We start from the raw sequence: 20,535 nt of genomic DNA, 5'->3' as shown, positions 1-20,535 counted from the left end.
CAGCTTTAGCGCATTAGCGCATTAGCGATTAACGTCCCAGCACGCTGCGCAGGTAGGCGTCATGCGTGGGCATGGCCGCCACCACGGCGGCAATGCTGTCGCGCCGTTGCCGCAGCGCCTGGCGCACCGCATCGGGCGCCAGTTCGCGCAGCGCGGGATCGGCGCGCTCCGGCCAGTGGTCCATGCCAGCGTGAATCGCCAGCCAGCTGGTGGCGTCGAAGCCCTCGTCGCTGTACTGGTGCAGCGCGCCGGCCTGGCGCCACGCGTGGATCTTGAAGGCCAGGGTTTCGGGCAGCTCCATCGACGCCATCGCCCGCCACAGCTTGCTGTCGCGGCGGCCCGTCAGGCAGTAGTGCAGGATGACGAAGTCGCGCACGCGCTCGAACTGGCGCACCATGGCGGCGTTGTAGTCCGCCACCGCCGGCGCCGCAGGGGCCGCGCCGGGCAGCAGCAGTTCGATCAGCCGTCCCAGGCCGCTCTGCACCAGGAAGATGCTGGTCGATTCCAGCGGTTCCAGGAAGCCGGACGACAAGCCCAGCGCCACCACGTTGTGCACCCAGAAGCGCTCGCGGTGGCCGGTGGTGAAGCGCAGCAGGCGCGGCTCGCCCAGCGCAGGCGCGTCCATCTGCTGCAGCAGCTGCGCGCGGGCGCGCTCCTCGTCGATATAGCGGCTGGCGAACACATGGCCATGGCCGGTGCGGTTGCTCAGCGGGATGCGCCAGGCCCATCCCGCCTCCAGTGCGGTGGCGCGCGTGTACGGCGCCAGGTCTGGGCCGCTGCGCTCGGATGGGCAGGCCCAGGCCCGGTCGACCGGCAGCCAGTGGCTGAAATCGACAAACGGCTCGTCCAGCGCGCCGCCCAGCAGCAGCGACGCGAAGCCGGAGCAGTCGATGAACAGGTCGCCGGCCACCGTGCGTCCGTCCCCCAGCAGCAGCTGGCCCACGCCGCCGTCGGCGCGGCGCGCCACCTCGACTATGCGGCCCTCGGTGCGGCGCACGCCGCGCTTGAGCGCCAGCGCGCGCAGGAAGCCGGCGTACAGCACGGCGTCGAAATGGTAGGCGTAATTGAAGAACTGCTCGCGCTCGGGCGGCACCTGGAAGCGGCCCTGGCTGGCCATCACGCTGGGCAGGCACTGCTCGCCCAGCGCCCCCAGGCTGCCGCTGCCGAGCCGGCGGTGCTGGCCCCACAGCGCCTGCGGGCCGGCCAGCGCCCCCAGGTCGCCGAAGGTATGGAAGTAGCGCTCGCCCTGCGTGCGCCAGTCGCAGAATTCGATGCCCAGCTTGTAGGTGCCGTTGGTGGCGCGCAGGAACTCGGCCTCGTCGACGCCTAGTATCTTGTGGAAGGCACGGATGGAGGGAAAGGTCGCCTCGCCCACGCCGATAATGCCGATTTCTTCCGACTCCACCAGCTCCACCGTGCTGGCCGGCAGCGCCGTGGCCAGCGCCGTGGCGGCCATCCAGCCGGCCGCCCCTCCGCCTACGACAACGATGCGCTTGTACGCGCTGTGCTGTGCCGCTTCCATATATCCCCCACTATCGGTCAGTATGGCAAAGCATTGTGCTGGCAGGGCCGGGGCGCGGCAATTGTGAAATTCGTTAAACAGGCGAACGAAATCCGCCAGCCGCCCGTGCCGCAATTGCAACGCGCGGGCCGGACGCGGAGAATGGCGGCACACCACGAGGAAGGGAGCAGCATGACGGTACCGGGACAAGCATGGCGATGGATCTTTACGGCGGCGCTGCTGGCGCCCGGCGCAGCGCATTCGCAGCCGCAGCCGCGCGGCATTACGCCGCTGGATGCGGACTGGCAGTTCCGCAAGGCGGATACGCCCGGCTGGCAAGCAGTCACGCTGCCCCACAGCGCGGACACCGGTGATGCCGGCGCGTCTGGCGCGGTCGGCGCGGCCGATACCAGAGGCGCCGGCGCGCAGCCCTACCGGGGCCTGCTCCATTACCGGCGCGTGCTGGACCTGCCCGCCAAACCGCAGGCGGGCCGCCGCCACTACCTGGAGTTCGACGGCGCCATGCTGGTAACGGAAGTGCGCGTCAACGGCCGCGACGCCGGGCGCCACGCGGGCGGATTCGCGCGCTTCCGCTTCGACGTCACGCCGCTGCTCAAGCCGGGCCGCAACGATATCGAAGTCAGCGTGGACAACGCGCCCGACGCCAACGTGGCGCCACTGGGCGGCGACTACACGATGTGCGGCGGCCTGTACCGGCCGGCGCGCCTGGTCAGCACCGCAGACGTGCACTTCGACATGCTGGACTACGGTGGCCCCGGCGTCTACTTCAGGGCCGGCGGCGTGACGCCGGAACGCGCCGCGCTGGCCTGGACCGCACGCGTGGCCAACGACCGCGCCGCCCCCGTGCGCGCCACCGTCACCACCCGGCTGCGCGACGCCGGGCGGCGCGTGGTGGCCACCGCGCGCAGGACCGTCACCCTGCCGCCGCGCAGCGTGACCGCCGTCGCCCTGGACAGCGTGCTGGCCGCGCCCCGCCTGTGGCAAGGCGTGCGCGATCCCTACCTGTACACCAGCGAGGCCGAGGTGAGCGTCGCGAATGGCAAGGGCGCCGGTCCGGCCGCCGGCGCGGCCAGCACGCCATCGCGCACGCTCGACCGGTTGTCGTTCCAGGCCGGCATCCGCGACATCCGCCTGGACCCCGACCGCGGCCTGCTGCTGAACGGCGCGCCCTACTCCGTGCACGGCGTAAACGTGCACCAGACCTCCCTGCCCGGCAAAGGCCCGGCCGTGTCGGACGCCGACATCGACGCCGACTACCGCATCCTGGCGGACCTGGGCGTGACCGGCCTGCGCTACGCCCACTACCAGCACCCGCAGCGCGCCTACGAGCTGGCGGACCGTTACGGCTGGCTGGTGTGGACCGAAGTGCCGCTCACCGCCTCGGTCAGCGGCAGCGCAGCGTTCCAGGCCAACAGCGTGCAGCAGCTGCGCGAGCTGATACGCCAGAACAGCAACCACCCATCGGTGCTGGCCTGGGGCCTGGGCAACGAGATCTACCAGGTGGACGCGGCCAGCGCGCGCGTACTGGCGCTGCTGCAGCGCATGGCGCACAAGGAGGATGGCAGCCGCCCTACCGCCTACGCCAACTGCTGCGCGCCGATCGACGGCCCGCAGGCGTCGCACACGGACGCGGTGGGTTCGAACGTCTACTACGGCTGGTATGACGGCGAATTCGCCGACCTCGGCCCCTTCCTGGACCGCAACCGCGCGCGCCGTCCCGGCACGGCGCTCTCCGTCAGCGAATACGGCGCGGGCGGCAGCGCGCTGCAGCAGGAAGACCCGCCGCGCCGCCCCAAGCCGGACGCGCGCTGGCATCCGGAGCAGTACCAGGCGCTGTACCACGAAGCCGCCTGGCCCCAGTTGGCGGCGCGGCCATGGCTGTGGGCCAATTTCATCTGGGTGGGGTTCGACTTCCCGTCCGCCGGCCGCAACGAAGGCGACAGCCCGGGCTTCAACGACAAGGGCCTGGTGAGCTTCGACCGGCGCGTGAAAAAGGATGCGTACTACTGGTACCAGGCCAACTGGAGCAGCCGGCCCATGGCGCACATCGCCTCGCGCCGCCTGACGCAGCGGCAGGCGGCCGAGGTGGAAGTGAAGGTGTACAGCAACCAGGCCAGCGCCAGCCTGCGCGTGAACGGCGTGGAGCTGGGCCAGCAGCCCGTGACGGGCCGCATGGCCCGGTGGCAGGTACGGCTGGCCGAAGGCGCCAACCGTATCGAGGTGGCGGCGGGCAGCGCCGCCGACAGCGTGGAGTGGCACTACTCGCCGCAGCGCTAGCGCGCAGGGCGTGCTGGAAGCAGGCCGGAAGGACACCCTGCGGCGCCGTCCCGGCCTCCCGGCGCGCGCCGCAAGCAAGCCGGCCGGCATCTGCGGCGCGGCCCGGGATCAGGGCTTGGCCAGCGGCTCCAGCGTGACCAGCACCACGTCGTTGGCGCGCATCGGCACGGCGACGTCGAGGGCGCCATTGTTGCCGACGGTGACCGTGCGGTCCGACTCCGGGGCGTCCTTCGTCAGCGCATGCAGCTGCTCCACCTGCGCCGGCGTCAGTTCCTTGGGCGCGCCCATCTCGATATAGGCGGTGTAGGCGTCGTTGGCCTTGAAGCCGGTGCGGCGCACCTGCAAGCGATACTTGCCGGCCCTGGCGTGGCGGAACTGCACCGCCAGCGGCGCCGATTCGGCCGCCGGCACCACGCGGCTGTAGAACGAGCGGTTGCTGACCTTCTGCTCCGGCTGCTGGAAGTCCCACACCACCGCCCGCAGCGCGGCGCCGTCCGTGGCCGCCATCACCTGCGCGTCCTTCACGGGAATCTCCTTGCCGCTCAGCGCGTGCAGATACTTGTAGCTGAAGTAGGCACTCTTGCGGATGCCTTGCGGGTTCATCAGGCCGAAGCCGCCTTCAAACGGCTTGGTGGGCGGCCCGGGTTCCTCGAACAGGTCGGTGTAGGTCCAATAGCTCATGCCCTGCGCCAGCCCTTTGCTGCCCTGCAGCTTGCTCAGGATGTAGGGCGCGCTGATATAGGAATCATGCACCAGGTCGCGCGGCGTGTAGCTGGTGCTCCACTCGGTGAAGTACAGCGGCAGCTTGGGGAACTTCGACGCGGCGATCTGTTCGCGCACGCGGCGCACGTCGCCGACGATGGCGTCCGGCGACGGCGACAGCTTGGTGTCGTCCACGCCCTTTTCGTCCAGGAAGCCGCTGTCCACGCCGTAGGTGTGCGTGGTGACAAAGTCCACCGGCGCGCCGCTCTTGTCCATGTAGTCGAGGAATTCGGGCACCCACGCCGCGCCCGCAGTGGACGGGCCGCCCACACGCAGGGCCGGGTCGATGGCCTTGATGGTCTTGGCCGTCAGGTCGTACAGCTCGAAATAGGCCTTCTGGTCGGCGCGCTCCCAGAAGCCGTCCAGGTTCGGCTCGTTCCACACTTCGAAGTACCAGCTGCGCACCTCCTCCTTGCCGTAGCGCTGTTCGATGTGGTTGACGAAGGCCGTGATCAGGTCCTTCCAGCCGGCGTGCTCGGGGTGAGAGGTGTTGCCTTCCCAGTAGAAGATCTTGTTCTTCGAGGTGGCCAGCGCCTCGGGCGTGAAGCCCAGTTCCACGAAGGGCTTGATGTTGCGGGCCAGGAGCTTGTCGTACAGCTCGTCGAGCCGGGTCCAGTCGTACACCAGCTGGCCGTTCTCCTTGCGCACGGTCTTGAGCACGTCGTGGAAGACGGCGTGGAAACGGATGTAGCGGAAGCCCGTTTCATCGGTGAGCGTCTTCAGCTGCGCCATGCTGTCGTCGCGGATCAGTGTGCCCGGATAGTCGGAGCCGATGGACAAATCGAAGAAGCGGTCCAGCGGCGCGCTGGCCTTGGCCGCATCCAGCACGACCTGGCGCGGCGGCGCGGCGGCGGCCGTGATGGAAAAGGCCGCGCCGATCAGGGCGAGGCAGGTGCGTGGTGCATGTTTCATTCGTTCGGACTCCCCTGTTTTCACTAGTGAAGCGGATGCTATCACCATCGTTTTGGCTCAGGCATGGCGCCGGTGGCGCTTACGGCAAATCGTTCGCCGGGTCGGTGATTTTCATAATTGCCGGTGCATGGGGAGTCTGTGAAGATGCAATGCTGGATCACTTGCCCAACAAAGATAAAGGAAGACAACCATGCGATCATGGATCATGGCCCTGCTGTCGCTGGCCACCGCCGGCGCCCTCGCCCAAACCAGCGTCGTGGCGCTCTGGCCAGACGGCTTGCCCAAGCTTGCGGCGCCGGCCAAGCCGCAAGCCAGGCCGCAAGCCGGCCCGGAGCGCCTGGAGGGTGAACGCATCGGCAACGTCACCGAACCCACGCTCACGGTGTACCCCGCCTCCTACGACCGCCCCGCCGGCACGGCCGTCATCATCTGCCCCGGCGGCGGTTACGAATTCCTGTCCTTTACGCGCGAGGGCCACCAGTACGCGCAGTGGCTGTCCAACCTGGGCGTGACAGCCTTCGTGCTGAAGAGCCGCCTGTCCGGCTACGGCCACCCTGCGCCCTTGCAGGACGTGCTGCGCGCGGTGCGCCTGGTGCGCTCGCAGGCGGCGAAGTACGGCGTGGCGCCGGACCGCATCGGCGTCATGGGCAGCTCGGCCGGCGGCCACCTGGCCGCCAGCGCCTCCACCCTGTACGACAACCCCGCCGGGCGCGCCGGCGACGCGCTCGACGCGGTCAGCGCGCGCCCCGATTTCGCCATGCTGATGTACCCCGTCATTTCGATGGAGGCACCGGTCACGCACCAGGGCTCGCGCAACGCCCTGCTGGGCGCCACGCCGCCGCAGCAGCTGGTGGAGCTGATGTCGGTCCAGAAGCAGGTCACCTCCTCCACGCCGCCCACCTTGCTGATCCACTCGCAGGACGACGACGTGGTGCCGGCCGAGAACAGCATCCAGTACTTCCAGGCGCTGACGCGCGCCCACGTGCCGGCCGAGCTGTACATCTTCGAACATGGCGGCCACGGCATGGCCATGCGCGCCGGCCAGGGCAACGCCTCGGACTGGCCGCGCCGCGCCGAGGAATGGCTGCGCGCACGCAAGCTGATCGTTCAATAACGCAAACAATAATTCAAACGCAGGAGAAAAGATGAAACCGCATCACAAGCGCACCGCCCTGGCCGTGTCGATTTCCATGATGATGGCCGCAGGCCACGCAGCGGCGGCGGCAGCGACAGCAGCGGCAACGGCGGCGCCCCTGGCCACCCTGGACCGCAACGGCGCCTGGGTCTCGGTGCAAGCCTACGGCCCCAACGTGGTCCACGTCACCATCGCGGCCGAGAAGGCGGAAGCGCTCAAGGCGCCCGGCTACGGCATCCTGCCCGGCAATGCCGACAACGCCGCCTTCCGCCACACCGGCGGCCAGGACGGCGACACCTTCGCCTCAGCGGCCCTGACCCTGCGCGTGGCGCCGGCGCCGGCGCCGCAAGTGCCCACCACGGCGCAGAAGTACTTCGCGCCGCAGCTGGCGCCGGTGGCCCTGCAAGTGAAGAACGCCAGGGGCGAGACGGTGCTGGACATGACAGGCTGGGACCTGGCGCCGCAAACCGTCAACACCGAAAAGACCTACCAGGCCAGCGCCACCTTCAGCGCGCCGGCCGGCGAGCATTACTACGGCATGGGCCAGAACCAGGAATCGACCGGCCCGCTCGACCTGCGCGGCCGCGTGCTCGACTGCAAGCACTGGTACGACGCGCCGGCCGGCGAAACCGTGTGCGTGCCCTTCATGGTGTCCTCCAAGGGCTACGGCATCGTGTGGGACAATCCTTCCGCCACCCGCTTCATCGCCGGCGTGAACGGCCGCACGTCCTTCCAGTCCAATGTGGGCGAGCGCGTGAGCTTCTTCGTCATCACCGGCAGCACGCCGGAGGAAATCTACTCGGGCTACGCGCGCGTGACCGGCAAGACACCGATCCCGCCGAAAGCGGCCTTCGGCCTGATCCAGTCCAAGGCGCGCTATGACAGCCAGCAGGAAGTGCTGCGCGTGGCGAACACCTACCGCCAGAAGAAATACCCGCTCGACATCATGGTGGTGGACTGGTTCTACTGGACGCGCATGGGCCAGCTGGACATCGACCCGGCCCAGTTCCCGGACCCGGTAGCCATGAACAAGGAGCTGCACGGCCTGGGCATGCAGTCGATCATTTCGGTCTGGCCGCGCTTCGAAACGGCTGGCCGCTACTTCAACGAGCTTGACGCGAAAGGCTATCTGCTCAAGGACAAGGACGGCAAGACCGTGGACGGCCTGCCGTTCCGCTCCGACCGCACCGGCGGCCTGATCGACTCCACCAACCCGGCCGCGCGCCAGTGGTTCTGGGAGCGCGTGCGCGACAACGTCCTGTCCAAGGGCTTCGACTATCCGTGGCTGGACGAGACCGAACCGGACCTGGTGCCGGACGGCTTCTTCTACGCCATCGGTTCCGGCGACCGCTACCGCAACCTGTTCCCGCTGCTGCACGTGCAGGGCGTGGCCGACGGCATGCGCGCCTGGAAGCCCAACAAGCGGGCGCTGATCCTGTCGCGCGCCGCCTACCTCGGCTCGCAGCGCAGCGGCGCCCTGTTCTGGTCCTCCGACATCAGCCCTTCATGGGAAGCGCTGGCGCGCCAGATCCCCACCGGCCTGAATATGACGGCCTCCGGCATCGCCTACTGGGGCAACGACATCGGCGGCTGGCAATGGCTGCCGCAATCCACCCAGGCCACCGGCAAGCCGCTGGTGGACCCGGCCGGCGCCGCCGCCACCATCGGCCAGAACCACGACTATCCGGAACTGCTCACGCGCTGGTTCCAGTACGGCACCTTCCTGCCCACCCTGCGCCTGCACGGCGACCGCAAGCACGCCGAGATCTGGGAATTCGGCCAGCAGGCCGAAGCCATCATGGCCCGGTACGACCGCCTGCGCTACCAGCTGATCCCCTACATCTACAGCCAGGCCAAGGCCACCTGGGACAGCGGCGCGCCCTTCATGCGGCCGCTGTGGATGGACTTCCCGCACGACGCCAACGTGGCCGACATCGGCACCCAGTACATGTTCGGCCCGGCCTTCCTGGTGGCGCCCGTCACCCGGCAGGGCCAGACCGAGAAGGATGTCTACCTGCCGGCCGGCAGCGACTGGTACAACTTCTGGACCAACGAAAAGCTGGCCGGCGGCCGCTGGGTGAAAGTGGCGGCGCCGATCGACCAGATGCCGGTGTTCGTGAAGGCCGGTTCCATCGTGCCGTTCGGTGCGGAGATCCAGTCCACGGCCAGCAAGCAGGCCATCGCCGAGCTGCGCGTCTATCCGGGCAAGGACGGCGCTTTCGCGCTGTATGACGACGACGGCGTGTCCTACGACTATGAAAAAGGCAAGGGCACCCAGGTCCGCCTGCAGTGGAACGACAGCGCCGGCCGCCTGAGCGTGAGCGGCGACGCCGAGCTGGCGCGCAAGGCGCCGGAACTGGTCAAGGTGGTGGGCAAATAATGGCGGACCAGCCCCAGCAAGCCGGCCGGCGCGCGTTGTTCAAGCTGGCCGTGGCCGGCGCGGGCGCGGCCGCCGTGCCGTTCGCGGCCGGCGCAGCCACCACGGCTGCCCCGGCGGCCGCGCCGCCCCCCGCCTACGGCATCGAAGGCCAGCGCAAGGCCGATCTCGGCAACGGCACCTTCCTCAACCCCATCCTCTCCGGCGACCATCCCGATCCCACCATCCTGAAGGACGGCGACGACTACTACATGACGTTTTCGTCCTTCTTCTCCTATCCGGGCGTGGTGATCTGGCACTCGCGCGACCTGGTCAACTGGGCGCCCGTGTGCGCCGCGCTCAGCCAGCCGCTCGGCTCGGTGTGGGCCATGGATCTGGTCAAGCACCGGGGCCGCTACTACATCTACATTCCGGCCAATCCGGACAAGCAAAGCTCCATCTTCGTCATCCACGCCGACCATATCCGGGGACCGTGGAGCGCGCCGGTGGACCTGAAGATCCCCGGCTGCATCGATCCCGGCCACGCCGTGGGCGAGGACGGCAAGCGCTACCTGTTTGTGAACGGCGTGCGCCGCATCGCCCTCACGGACGACGGCCTGGCCACCGCCGGCCAGCTCGAACACGTCTACGACCCGTGGCGCTACCCGGAAAACTGGGTGGTGGAGATGTATGCGCCGGAAGGCCCCAAGCTGTTCCGGCGCGGCGACTGGTTTTACCTGGTGTCCGCCGTGGGCGGCACTTCCGGCCCGCCCACCAGCCACATGGTGACGGTGGCGCGCTCGCGCTCCATCCACGGCCCTTGGGAGAACTGCCCGCACAACCCCATCGTGCGCACGCAGAGCGCGGACGAGCCGTGGTGGTCGCGCGGCCACGCCAGCGTGGTCGAAGGGCCGGGCGGCGACTGGTGGATGGTCTACCACGGCTACGAGAACGGCTTTCGCACGCTGGGCCGGCAAACCCTGCTCGAACCCGTCGAGTGGACCAGCGACGGCTGGTTCCGCGCCAAGGGCGGCACCCTGGCGCGGCCGCTGCCCAAGCCCAAAGGCGGACGCCCGGGGCCGGCCGGGCAGGCGCTGTCCGACGACTTCTCGTCCAACAAGTTCGGCGTGCAATGGAGCTTCTTCGATCCGGCGCCCGACGAAATGCAGCGCGCACGCTACGACGGCGGCGGGCTGGTCATCAAGGGCAAGGGCAGCTCGGCGGGCGACTGTTCGCCGCTCACCTGCATCGTGGGCGACCGCGACTACGAAGCCTCGGTGGTGCTGGACCTGTCCGGCGGGGTGCAGGCCGGCTTGCTGCTGCACTACAACCGGCGCGGCTTCTGCGGCATCGGCTTCAGCGAGGAGCAGATGTTCACCTACCACTACGGCGACGAGCAAAGCTGGATGCGCGAGCAGACCGCAGGCGGCACCGTGCACCTGAAAGCGGTCAACCGCGCCAACGTCGTCACCTTCCACTACTCGCGCGACGGCCGGCGGTGGACCCGGCACCCGTGGCAGATGGAGGTGTCCGGCTTCCACCACAACGTGTTCGGCGGCTTCCTGAGCCTGAACGTGGGCGTGTACTGCGCCGGCAAGGGCGAGGCCAGGCTGCGCCAGTTCCGCTATCGCGGCCTGCCGCCCGCCTGATCCCGCAGCCCCGCTGCAGCCTTCCCCTTGCAGCCCTACTCCTGCAGCGACAAGCGGTAGACCGTGGTCTGCCGGTACACCTTCCCCGGCTGCAGCACCACCTGCGGCCAGGCTGCGCTGGCCAGGTTGGGCCGGGCGCTGGCGTCCAGGCCGAAGCCGCCCGGTCCCAGGCTCAGGCCCAGGTCCAGGCTGCCCGCAGGGCGCGGCCCGCCCTGCTCCGGCGCGGCCGCGCCGCGCTTGCCGACGCAAAACTGCAGCGCCGCCTCCGTGGTGTACATCTGCAGGCAGCGCCCGGAGCCGGGATCGACCACCTGCGCCACCTCGCGCAATGCGCCCTGCCCGCCGGTGTAGTGGTTGCGCACGAAAAAGCAGTGGCCGAAGCCGCCGGCCTTGTCGATCTGGCTGTCCGGCCAGTTCAGGCGCGGGCCGATGGGGGCCGGCTGGCGGAAGTCGAACGGCGTGCCGCCCACCGTGGCCACGCCCACCGGCTGGCCGGCGGCGTCGATTTCCACGTAATAGTCCGCGTCGATGCGCAGCATGTGGTCGCCCACGTCGCCGGCGCCGCCGTTCAGGTTGAAGCAGTGCTGCGGATTGGTTTCCAGCGCGGCCGGCGCGCAAGCTTCGGCGCGGTAGTCGATGGTCAGGCTGCCGTCGTCGCCGAGGCGGTAGTCGAGCCGGTAATCGATGCGTTCACCCGCTGCGGCCTGCTGCGCCGTACGCAGCATCACCACGCCGCCGCCGGCCTGACTGCCGCGCCACATGGCAGGGACGGCGACGCCGGCGCGGCCGGCCAGCAGCACGTCGGCCATGCGGCCGTAGCGGTCGGGCGTGCGCCACGAGCGCAGGGAGCCGCCGCGTTCACTGATCGTCACCGCCATGTCGCCAGCGTTTTTGAGCGTAAACAAGCGGTAATCGTCCGGCTCCGCCAGGGTGCCGGGAATGGAATTGGTCATCATTGAATTGCGGAGCTTCCTGATCAAGAACGGCACCACGCCATTCTGCAATCCCCCGCAGGGCGCATCAATTACGAAAATCACCAAGCGGCGGAACGATTCTGGCCAAGCGCCCCGCAAAGGCGTTTACGGCGCTGCTTATTGGGCAATAATGCGAGCGCAGCGGGTAAAAACGGCCGCAGCCAGCGCAGCCGCGAAGCCGGCCGCCCGCCAAGAGACAACCCTTCACTGTGAGCATTGCATGAGCACTTTTTCAACCGTCGACCTGATCGTCTTCCTCTTTTATTTTGTCCTGGTGGCCGGCTACGGCATCTGGGTCTACCGCCGCAAGCAAGCCGGCTCCGGCTCGGCCTCGCATGACTACTTCCTGGCCGAAGGTTCCCTCAGCTGGTGGGCCATCGGCGCTTCGCTGATCGCCTCCAACATCTCCGCCGAGCAGTTCATCGGCATGAGCGGCTCCGGCTACAAGATCGGCATGGCCATCGCCGTGTATGAACTGATGGCCGCCGCCACGCTGGTGATCGTGGCCGTGTTCTTCATGCCGGTCTACCTGAAAAACCGCATCTACACCATGCCGCAATTCCTGGAGCAGCGCTACGGCAAGGCCGTGGCCACCACCATGGCGCTGTTCTGGCTCGGCCTGTACGTGGTGGTCAACCTGACCTCCATCCTCTACCTGGGCGCGCTGGCCATCAGCAGCCTGTCCGGCATCGCCCTGCTGCCCTGCATGCTGTTCCTGGCCGTGTTCGCCGCCATCATCACCCTGGGCGGCATGAAGGTGATCGGCTACACCGACGTGATCCAGGTGACCTGCCTGGTGGTGGGCGGCCTGGTGACGACCTGGCTGGCGCTGGACATGGTGGCCGGACTGGCCGGCAAGCACGGCGCGGTGGCGGGCTTCTCGGAACTGTTCGTGCGCGCCGGCGGCCACTTCGACATGGTGCTCAAGCGCGACAACCCGAACTATATGGACTTGCCCGGCCTGTCGGTGCTGATCGGCGGCATGTGGATCGTCAACCTGAACTACTGGGGCTGCAACCAGTACATCACGCAGCGCGCGCTGGGCGCCGACCTGCCGACCGCGCGCAAGGGCCTGCTGTTCGCGGCCTTCCTGAAGCTGCTGATGCCGGTGATCGTGGTGCTGCCCGGCATCGCCGCCTACGTGCTGGACAAATCCGGCGTGCTGGGCAACGCCATGCAGCAGGGCGGCGAAATCAATCCGGACCGCGCCTACCCTATCCTGCTGAACCTGCTGCCTTCGGGCCTGAAGGGCATCGCCTTCGCCGCGCTGACCGCCGCGGTGGTCGCTTCGCTGGCCGGCAAGGCCAACAGCATCGCCACCATTTTCACGCTGGACCTGTACAAGAAGAACGTCAACAAGCAAGCCAGCGAACAGCGCATGGTGTGGATCGGCCGCGTGAGCGTGGTGGTGGCCATGGCGCTGGCCGTGTTCATCGCGCCGATGCTGGGCATCGACAAGAAAGGCGGCTTCCAGTACATCCAGGAATACACCGGCTTCGTCTCGCCCGGCATCCTGGCCATGTTCCTGATGGGCTTCTTCTGGAAGAAAACCACCGCCGGCGCGGCCATGTTCGCCACCGTGGGCGGCCTGGCCGGCTCCATCGTGCTCAAGTTCCTGCCGGGGATGATGGACCTGTCCTTCCTGATCCCGATCGGCTTCGCCAAGGCGACCGAGGCGGGCGTGGCCGAAATTCCCTTCCTGGACCGCATGTTCATCGTGTTCTTCTTCGTCGTGGCCGGCATGGTGCTGATCAGCAAAATGGCCGAAGCCAAACGCGAGGGCACCGTCAAGCACCTGCACGTGGATACCGCGCTATTCCGCGTGGACGGCGCCTTCGCGCTGGGCTCGGCGGTCATCGGCGTGGCCCTGGCCACCATCTACGGCGCCTGGTGGTAAGGCGCCCGATGGCAAGCGCGGCGCAACACTGCGGCCGGCTGGCATCATGAACAAGCTCCGCAGGGCGCTGCTGGCCGGCGCCCTCCTCGCGGCGGCCGGCGCCCCTGCGCTGGCCGCCGCGCCGCTGGTCATCGGCTTCGCGCAGGCCGGCGGCGACAGCGCCTGGCGCAACGCCAACAGCGCCTCCATCAAGGCAGCCGCCGCCCTCGACGGCATTACCCTCAAATTCACCGACGCCGGCCCCGGCCCCGACAGCCAGGCCCGGCAGATCGCTGCCCTCCGTTCCTTCATCGCGCAGAAAGTCGACCTGATCGCGTTTGCGCCGTCGGCCGACGCGGGCTGGACGGCGGTGCTGCGCGAAGCGAAAGCGGCCGGCATCCCGGTGATCGTCACCGGCCATGCGCTGGCGCCGGCCGAGATCGACCTGTACGCGGCCTTCCTGGGCTCGGATTACGCCGAGCAGGGCCGGCGCGCCGGCCGCTGGCTGGCGGCCCGTGCCGCCGCACCCGGCGCCGCGCCGCATATCGCAGCGCTGCATGGCCCCGCGTCCGGTATCGCCGCGCCGCGCAGCGCCGAACTGCATAGCGCGACCGAACTCCGCATCGCCGAACTGCAGGGCGCGCCGGATGCGCCGGCCACGCTCGCGCGCAGCAAGGGCTTCGCGCAGGCGATTGCCGCCCATCCCCGGCTCAGGCTGATGCAGACGCAAAGCGGCGCCTCGTCGCGCGCCGGCGGCAGGCAAGCCATGGCCGCCTGGCTGAAGGCCGGCCAGCGCATCGACGCGCTGTACGCGCACAGCGACGAGCTGGCCCTGGGCGCCATCGACGCCATCGAGGAAGCCGGCCTGAAGCCGGGGCGGGATGTGGTGGTGATATCCATCGGCGGCTCGCGCGGCGCGTTCGAGGCCATGGCGGCCGGCAAACTCAGCGCAACTGTGGAAAGCAGCCCGCTGCTGGGGCCGCAATTGATGGAGCTGGCGCGCGACGTGGCCGCCGGCCGCCGCGTGCCTAAATGGGTTGCAACGGCCGAGGCCCTGTTCCCTGCCGGCGCCGCAGCCGACGAACTGGCGCGGCGCCGCTACTGACCCGGGTCCGGGCCTCATCCGGGCCGCACCCGGGCGCTACCTTGGGCGTATCCGGGCCGGATGAGTCCTGCCTGCCCCGGACCACCGCGCCTCAGGCCGCCGCTTCGGCCCCGGCCCCTGTCTCGCCCAGCGCGCGGTCGCGGTAGGCGCGCGGGGTGCAGCCCAGTTCGCGCTTGAACACCAGGTGCATGTATTGCGTGGACGTGAAGCCGCAGCCCAGCGCCACGTCGGCGATGCTGCGCTCGCCGCACTCCAGCCCGGCCTTGGCCGCGTCGAGCTTGAAGCGCAAGATCACGTCGTGCACGCTGCAGCCCAGTTCCTGGCGGAAGTAAGCTTCCAGCGACGAGCGCGACACGCCCACGTATTCGGCCACCTGGTGGGTCTTGATGCCCTGGCAGGCGTACTGGCGGATGAAATGGCGCGCCCGCATCACGTGCGGATGCTTGACCGGCTGGTGCTGGCTGGAGGCGAACACATTGATGCCGGCCGGCGGCACCTGGATGCGGGTGCCGCCCAGGCGCACGCCGTGCAGCATCTGGTCCAGCAGGTGGGCCGCCGTGCGCCCCATTTCCTGCGCGCCCTGGATGACCGAGCTGAGCGGGATACGGGTCAGCATGCGCACCAGCGGGTCGTTGTCGATGCCGATCAGCGCCACCTGCTCCGGCACTTCGATGCCGGCGATGGTGCAGGCCTGCAGCAGCTGGCGCGCGCGCGCGTCGGTCACGCCGATGATGCCGATCGGCTTGGGCAGGCTGCGCAGCCAGGCGATCTGGCCCTGCACCGCCTCGTCCCACGACGAGGCGCTGGTTTCGCAGCCACGGAAAATCTCGCCTTCCATCTGGTCTTCCTGCATCAGGCTCAGGAAGGCGTTCTCGCGCTCCTGCGCCCAGCGGTTCTCCCTGGCCTTGGGCAGGCTGAACATGGCGAAGCGGTGCAGGCCTACGTCGATCAGGTGGTCGCGCGCCAGCTTGATGAGCTTGAAGTTGTCGGTCGCCACGTAAGGCACGCCGCGCGGGTAGTCGGCCTCGTCGGCATAGGAGCCGCCCACCGCCACCACCGGCACGCTGCAGCGCGACAGCGCCGCCGCCACGGCCGGATCGTCGAAATCGGCAATGATGCCGTCGCCCTGCCAGCGCTCGATGCCGGCCAGGCGCAGGCGGAAATCCTCCTCCAGGAACAGGTCCCAGGCCGCGCGCGTGCTGCCCAGGTAGGCCGCGATACCAGCCGTGATTTCGCGGTCGAAGCTCTTGTTGGCGTTGAACAGCAGGGCAATCCGATGGGTCTTCGTCTTCTTGTAAGGCATCATGATCTTGTCTCCGGTCTGTATTTTTTTGTCAGCAGGATCTGCGCCGCTGCTGCTATATGGCCTTGCGCGCGCGCCGCCGGGTCCAGCCCAGGGCCGCCGCGCCCAGCCCCAGCAGCGCCAGGCTGCCCGGCTCGGGCACCGCCGCGCCGCGGCTGAAGGACAGGTCGTCCATCACGAACCAGCCCTTGTCGCGCGTGATGCTCAGGCGCGCCACATTGCTGAACGCGGCCGGGATGAAGGCATAGCTGGAACCGATGGCGACATTGCCGGTGCTGCCGATCAGCTGGTTGGCGCTGTCGAAGGCGCTGATGTTGACCCAGCTGGCCTTGGAACCATTGGTATCGGGCGTGGCGAACCAGGCGCCGCCGAAGCTGAACGGATCGGCGCTGGAAATGCCCAGGTTGTTCACGCCGAAGCCGTTGGCCAGGAAGTTGGCGCCCGAGTGCGCGCCATTGCCGTAGCCGGCCACGGCGGTGTCGCCCAGGTACCAGCTGCTGCTCCAGCTCAGGCCGGCGTATGGGTTGTTGGCGGCGATGCTGGCCAGCTTGCCGCCGGCGTTCAGGTTGTCGAAATTGACGACGGTGGCCTGGGCCGCCGACGCGGCCAGCAAGGCGGCACCGGCGATGAAACCGGACAGAAATTTATTCATGGGATGTGCTTTCGTATTCACTTGCAAACGTCGCCGGAGAAAGTGGGAACCGATTCGCCGCTCACCACAATGCCGAGCGATACCGTGCTGCCCGGCCAGATGTTGGTGTTCCAGCTCTCGGTGGCGGTGGCGGTGTAGGTCGGCGAGGCGCCGGTGACGGCGGCGTTCCACCAGCTGTTCACCGTCGAGTTGTCGCCATACGTCCAGCTCACGCTCCAGCCGTTGATGACGGTCGAACGGTTGTTGGTGATGCGCACATCGGCAATGTGGCCGCCCGCCCAGGACGCGGTGATCACGTACTCGCACTTGTTGGGCGGCTGCGGCGGCGCCGTGCCCGGGATGGCCGGCGTCACGGCCACGTCGCCGTCCGCCGCCACCGCGCCGTACACCACGCCGCGCCCCATGGAACTCATGTAGACGGTGCCGAAGGTGTTCAGGTCGCCGGTCAGGCGCGGGTCGGGACCGACGCCGCCGTACTGGTGCGCATCGTCGTTCAAGCGTACCCAGGTGGCGCCCTGGTCGGTCGAACGCAGCATGCCGCGCGCCGCGCCCACCGTGCCCCACATATAGAGCGTGGGGTAGCTCACGCCAGGCGCGGCCTTGCCCAGGCCGACCGCAGAGCAGCCGCTGACGGTGCCGATCTTGGTGAAGCTGGCGCCGCTGTCGGTGGTGTGGGCCAGCCCGCTGGGCAGGCAGACCCAGACGTCGCCCTCTATCCCCGGCGTGGGCGCGACGAATTTCCAGCCGCCCAGGCCCGGGCTGCCCTGCGGCGCGAAGGACGCGCCGCCGTCATTGCTGACCAGCATGCGGCCGTTGCCGTTGTCGTAGACGTAGAACTTGAGCGGATTGACGGTGTCGGCCACCGGGCGCGCATCGGCCAGGTTCAAGCCGTTCACCACGCTCCAGCTGGCGCCGAAGTTGACGGAGCGGTAGGTGGCCGAGGATTTCTCGGGCGCGTGCAGCAGCACCTGCCCGTCCGCCGACATGGCCAGGTTGCCGGCCGTGCCGCTGGCCGTTGCGGCCTTGGTCCAGCTGGCGCCGCTGTTGGTGGAGTAATACAGTTGCGCGCCCACGCGCGCCATCACGCGGCCGTCCACGCTGGCGGCCAGGCCCGTGGTGGTACCCATGGCGGGCGCGTGGCGCACGCCGTACTGCGCAGGCCCATTCTGGATGAAGCCGTCATAGTCGCCGATGGCGGTCGCCAGCTGCCCGTTGGGCAGGCTGATCGCCGCGAACACGCCGGTCTCTTCCAGTCCCGCCGCCTCGAAGTTCCAGGTGGTGGATGGCGCGTCGATATTGGTGGTGCGGAACACGCCATTGCCGGACACCACCCAGGCCGACCGGGTGTCGAAGGGATCGAACTTCACGTCGGCAGCCCAGTGGATCGAGCCGGTGTGTATCCAGTCCATGCCCTTGGCATCGATCGCCAGCGGGCGCGCCATCACGTTGGACCAGCTGCGGCCCGCGTCGCGCGAAGTGTAGACCTGGTCGCCAAAACCGGCGCCCTGCGGATACCAGACGTTGGTGGTGGCCAGCACCAGGTGCAGCGGGTCGGCCGGGTCCATGCTGATGCCGCCGAACGGCCCGTTCATGCCGGCCGGCGTGATATTGGTCCAGTTGCCGCCGGCCGCGTCGTATTCCCACACCTGGCCCTGGTTCATGGCTTCCAGCTCGGTGGGATGGGGACCGGCGCCGTTGGCGTAGGTGATGTACAGTTTGCCTTCCGGCGAGAGCACGGCGCGCTGCGGCATCAGGCCGCCCGGGCCGCCTTCGACCGGCTCGAAGCTGGCGCCGCCGTCATAGCTGAAATACAGGTTGGGGCCGGCCGCGTCCATGCGCGACACGCCGATGAACAGGCGCTGGGCGCTTCCGCCGTCCACGCTGGCGGGGTCCGGCAGCACAAAACTCACGCCGTTGTCGTTCGGCGTTGCCGTCACCGGGAAGCCGGCCAGGCGGTTCCATGTCGCGCCGGCATCGGTGCTCTTGAACAGGCCGTCGCGCCGGGTGCCCGCGTACAGCACCTTGCTGTCGCCCGGGTCCACTTGCAGGCGCTCGCCGTTGCCGCGTCCCATGCCATTGCCGTGCACCTTGAATTGCGCGGTGGTGTCGATAATATCGAAAGTGCGGCCATAATCGGTGGAACGCAGAATGGCGCTTTTACCGGCATTCAAATATGCGGTGCCGGCCATTAAATATACATTGGCGGCATTTTTCGGATCGACCGCAATCGACTCCACGCCCATGAAACCCGCGCTTTCCTCCGGCAGCCAGTCCTGCAATGGTATCCAGCGCTCGCGCGGGGCATCCCAGCGATAAGCGCCGCCCACGTCGGTGCGCATATAGATGACGCCGCGCTCGGATTTGCTTGGAATAACCCCCGTCACATAGCCGCCGCCGCCCATGGCCACCGTGTCCCATTTATAGGTTTCGGCGTGGGCGGCAGGCGCCAGCAATATGGTTGCGGCGAGCAGCGCGCAAAGCGGTTTTAAAACCATGGCCCCCTCTTTCTGTTTTCTATATATACCGGACGATGACCAGTCCGCAGCCGGGCGCCTTATGGCGGCGCCTCGGCGGACAACGTGGGATGGCTGCGCTCCGGACCGGACGGTCCGGCGCAGGAGGCTGGTAGCGGAAGCTAAGCCACGAGCCCAGCTTATGGTTCAGAGAGGAAGATCGATAACGCGCGCAGGGGAATTTCTACCACTATGCAGAATTTGCGATTACTCTGCAGGGAGTGCAAGCGCGGCTAGTCCGGTGTGTCGGAAGTGGGACAGGATGCCTCGGGCAGGCGCTCGGCAGGGTTGCCCTGCTGGGTGGCGAGGGAGCGGAAGGCCTTCGGCGTGCAGCCGTATTCTTCCTTGAACAGCTTGTTGAAATAGGACACGTTCGCATAGCCGACCGAATAAGCGATCTCCGCCACCGCCGCGCTGCTGTTTTCCGCCAGCAGCCTGGCCGCTTCCGTCAGCCGCAGTTTATTCAGGTAGCTGGTAAACGTCATGCCGAGTTCTGTTTTCAGCACCTCATTGACTTTATTCCGGTTGGCGCCGGTCGAGGAAACCACGCATTCCAGGTCCAATTCGGTATTCGTATAATTGGTGGCGATAAAGCGCAGCACCGTGGCCTTTTCTTTATCCTTGTACGGCTCCAGGGTTAATTGCCGGTATGCGACCAGCGGCAAATCCTTCTTCATTTTAAAATCCAGGCTGGCGGTCAGCGCGCGCGAATGGGCGCGGAAAAACCAGACGCCGAATACGCTCCAGCCGCCCAGCAAGCACAGCGCCAGGCCCCAGATATAGCGATAATCGCGGCCATGCAGCACCACTTCGCTGATTTCAACGCGCGACTCCAGATTGCGCCGGCTATTGGCACTGCTGCCGAACACGATCTTCAGTGCCTTGTCCAGCTTGTAGCCCTGGTCGGACAGGTCCAGCTTCATGTTATGCAGCCACCACTCGGGGACGACGAGCCGCGTCAGGTCGAGCGCAACCGGCACGCCGCGCGCGTTGCAAGAAAAGAAACTCCCCGACGGGCGGTAGGTGAGCGGCTTGCCCAGCGTGGAAACTTTCTCGTCGAACGTGGCCAGGATCAGCGCCATCGAGCCGGCCGGCGCGCACTTGGCATTGAAGGTGACGCTGCTGTATTTCGACCAGTCCACCACGACGGGATGCCCCTTGCCGTCGTCCAGCGTCAGTTCGGCCGAGGCGAAGGGATAGCGCGCCACTTCCGTGAGCGTGTAGTCGAAACGCAGGAGCTCGCGCTTGGGGTCGAGAATGTGGATGGTGGAGGTGCCGCCGTCGGCCACGTCCGTATAGCCGGCGTAGTGCCAGTGGACGCCATCCCGGGATGCCGGCAACAGCGACAACGAGGGGTAGCTCAGGTAGATGCAGACTACCGCCAGCAGCGCGTCGGCAAACAACAGCAAGGCGACGGCCTGCAGCACTTTCTTATAGAACTCTTGCATTATGGTCAGGTCGGTTGAACTTATCTCAGCGCGCACCTCTGTCGGGTACGC

At 67.9% G+C, this 20,535-nt stretch carries 13 protein-coding genes; 6 read left to right on the top strand and 7 right to left on the bottom strand.

Annotated elements, in window-relative coordinates; translation table 11 throughout:
- Positions 1 to 28: 28 nt before the first annotated feature.
- Complete coding sequence (locus tag ACFJI2_RS06870) at positions 29 to 1,522, bottom strand: tryptophan halogenase family protein (RefSeq protein ID WP_377704331.1); 1,494 nt, start codon at positions 1,520 to 1,522, stop codon at positions 29 to 31.
- Positions 1,523 to 1,693: 171 nt separating this feature from the next.
- Between ACFJI2_RS06870 and ACFJI2_RS06865 the strand changes: the two genes are divergently transcribed.
- Complete coding sequence (locus tag ACFJI2_RS06865; protein WP_377704330.1) at positions 1,694 to 3,799, top strand: glycoside hydrolase family 2 TIM barrel-domain containing protein; 2,106 nt, start codon at positions 1,694 to 1,696, stop codon at positions 3,797 to 3,799.
- Between the two features lie 108 nt (positions 3,800 to 3,907).
- Here ACFJI2_RS06865 and ACFJI2_RS06860 read toward each other — a convergent pair whose 3' ends face one another.
- Complete coding sequence (locus ACFJI2_RS06860) at positions 3,908 to 5,473, bottom strand: beta-xylosidase (RefSeq protein WP_377704329.1); 1,566 nt, start codon at positions 5,471 to 5,473, stop codon at positions 3,908 to 3,910.
- 190 nt (positions 5,474 to 5,663) lie between these two features.
- Here ACFJI2_RS06860 and ACFJI2_RS06855 point away from each other — a divergent pair, with 190 nt between their 5' ends.
- The 3 genes from ACFJI2_RS06855 to ACFJI2_RS06845 are packed head-to-tail and all read left to right on the top strand — an operon-like array spanning position 5,664 to position 10,613.
- Positions 5,664 to 6,587 carry an alpha/beta hydrolase gene (locus ACFJI2_RS06855; protein ID WP_377704328.1) on the top strand — a complete coding sequence of 308 codons (924 nt, stop codon included), beginning with the start codon at positions 5,664 to 5,666 and terminating at the stop codon, positions 6,585 to 6,587.
- Positions 6,588 to 6,618: 31 nt separating this feature from the next.
- Complete coding sequence (locus tag ACFJI2_RS06850) at positions 6,619 to 8,988, top strand: TIM-barrel domain-containing protein (RefSeq protein ID WP_377704327.1); 2,370 nt, start codon at positions 6,619 to 6,621, stop codon at positions 8,986 to 8,988.
- Positions 8,988 to 10,613 (top strand): family 43 glycosylhydrolase, encoded by a 1,626-nt coding sequence (locus tag ACFJI2_RS06845; protein WP_377704326.1) that lies wholly within the window; start codon positions 8,988 to 8,990, stop codon positions 10,611 to 10,613. The genes ACFJI2_RS06850 and ACFJI2_RS06845 overlap by 1 nt, the downstream gene beginning before the upstream one ends.
- Positions 10,614 to 10,648: 35 nt before the next feature.
- Here ACFJI2_RS06845 and ACFJI2_RS06840 read toward each other — a convergent pair whose 3' ends face one another.
- A complete protein-coding gene (locus tag ACFJI2_RS06840; RefSeq protein ID WP_377704325.1) occupies positions 10,649 to 11,569 on the bottom strand; it encodes a galactose-1-epimerase in 921 nt (306 codons plus the stop codon).
- A 238-nt stretch (positions 11,570 to 11,807) separates the two neighbouring features.
- Between ACFJI2_RS06840 and ACFJI2_RS06835 the strand changes: the two genes are divergently transcribed.
- Together ACFJI2_RS06835 and ACFJI2_RS06830 are read left to right on the top strand one after the other, a co-directional pair.
- Positions 11,808 to 13,484, top strand: a complete 1,677-nt coding sequence (locus ACFJI2_RS06835) for a sodium/solute symporter (RefSeq protein WP_132138628.1) — start codon at positions 11,808 to 11,810, stop codon at positions 13,482 to 13,484.
- A gap of 46 nt (positions 13,485 to 13,530) precedes the next feature.
- Positions 13,531 to 14,568: an ABC transporter substrate-binding protein gene (locus ACFJI2_RS06830; RefSeq protein WP_377704324.1), complete on the top strand. Its 1,038-nt coding sequence runs from the start codon at positions 13,531 to 13,533 to the stop codon at positions 14,566 to 14,568.
- A gap of 91 nt (positions 14,569 to 14,659) precedes the next feature.
- Here the strand turns inward: ACFJI2_RS06830 and ACFJI2_RS06825 are convergent, their stop codons facing one another.
- The 4 genes from ACFJI2_RS06825 to ACFJI2_RS06810 form a co-directional block, all read right to left on the bottom strand.
- Positions 14,660 to 15,874, bottom strand: a complete 1,215-nt coding sequence (locus ACFJI2_RS06825) for a XylR family transcriptional regulator (protein ID WP_377704323.1) — start codon at positions 15,872 to 15,874, stop codon at positions 14,660 to 14,662.
- Between the two features lie 52 nt (positions 15,875 to 15,926).
- On the bottom strand, positions 15,927 to 16,523 hold the full coding sequence (locus tag ACFJI2_RS06820) for a PEP-CTERM sorting domain-containing protein (protein ID WP_377704322.1): 597 nt from the start codon (positions 16,521 to 16,523) through the stop codon (positions 15,927 to 15,929).
- A 17-nt stretch (positions 16,524 to 16,540) separates the two neighbouring features.
- Complete coding sequence (locus ACFJI2_RS06815) at positions 16,541 to 19,018, bottom strand: cellulose binding domain-containing protein (protein WP_377704321.1); 2,478 nt, start codon at positions 19,016 to 19,018, stop codon at positions 16,541 to 16,543.
- A gap of 251 nt (positions 19,019 to 19,269) precedes the next feature.
- The gene (locus ACFJI2_RS06810) at positions 19,270 to 20,484 is read right to left on the bottom strand and encodes a helix-turn-helix domain-containing protein (protein ID WP_377704320.1); all 1,215 of its coding nucleotides are present in this window, start codon (positions 20,482 to 20,484) and stop codon (positions 19,270 to 19,272) included.
- Positions 20,485 to 20,535 lie beyond the last annotated feature (51 nt).

The organism is Pseudoduganella sp. UC29_71, assembly GCF_042693265.1.
Lineage (GTDB): Bacteria > Pseudomonadota > Gammaproteobacteria > Burkholderiales > Burkholderiaceae_D > Rugamonas.
Note: the sequence above shows the minus strand (reverse complement) of the source record. Positions and strands in the feature narration are given on the sequence as shown.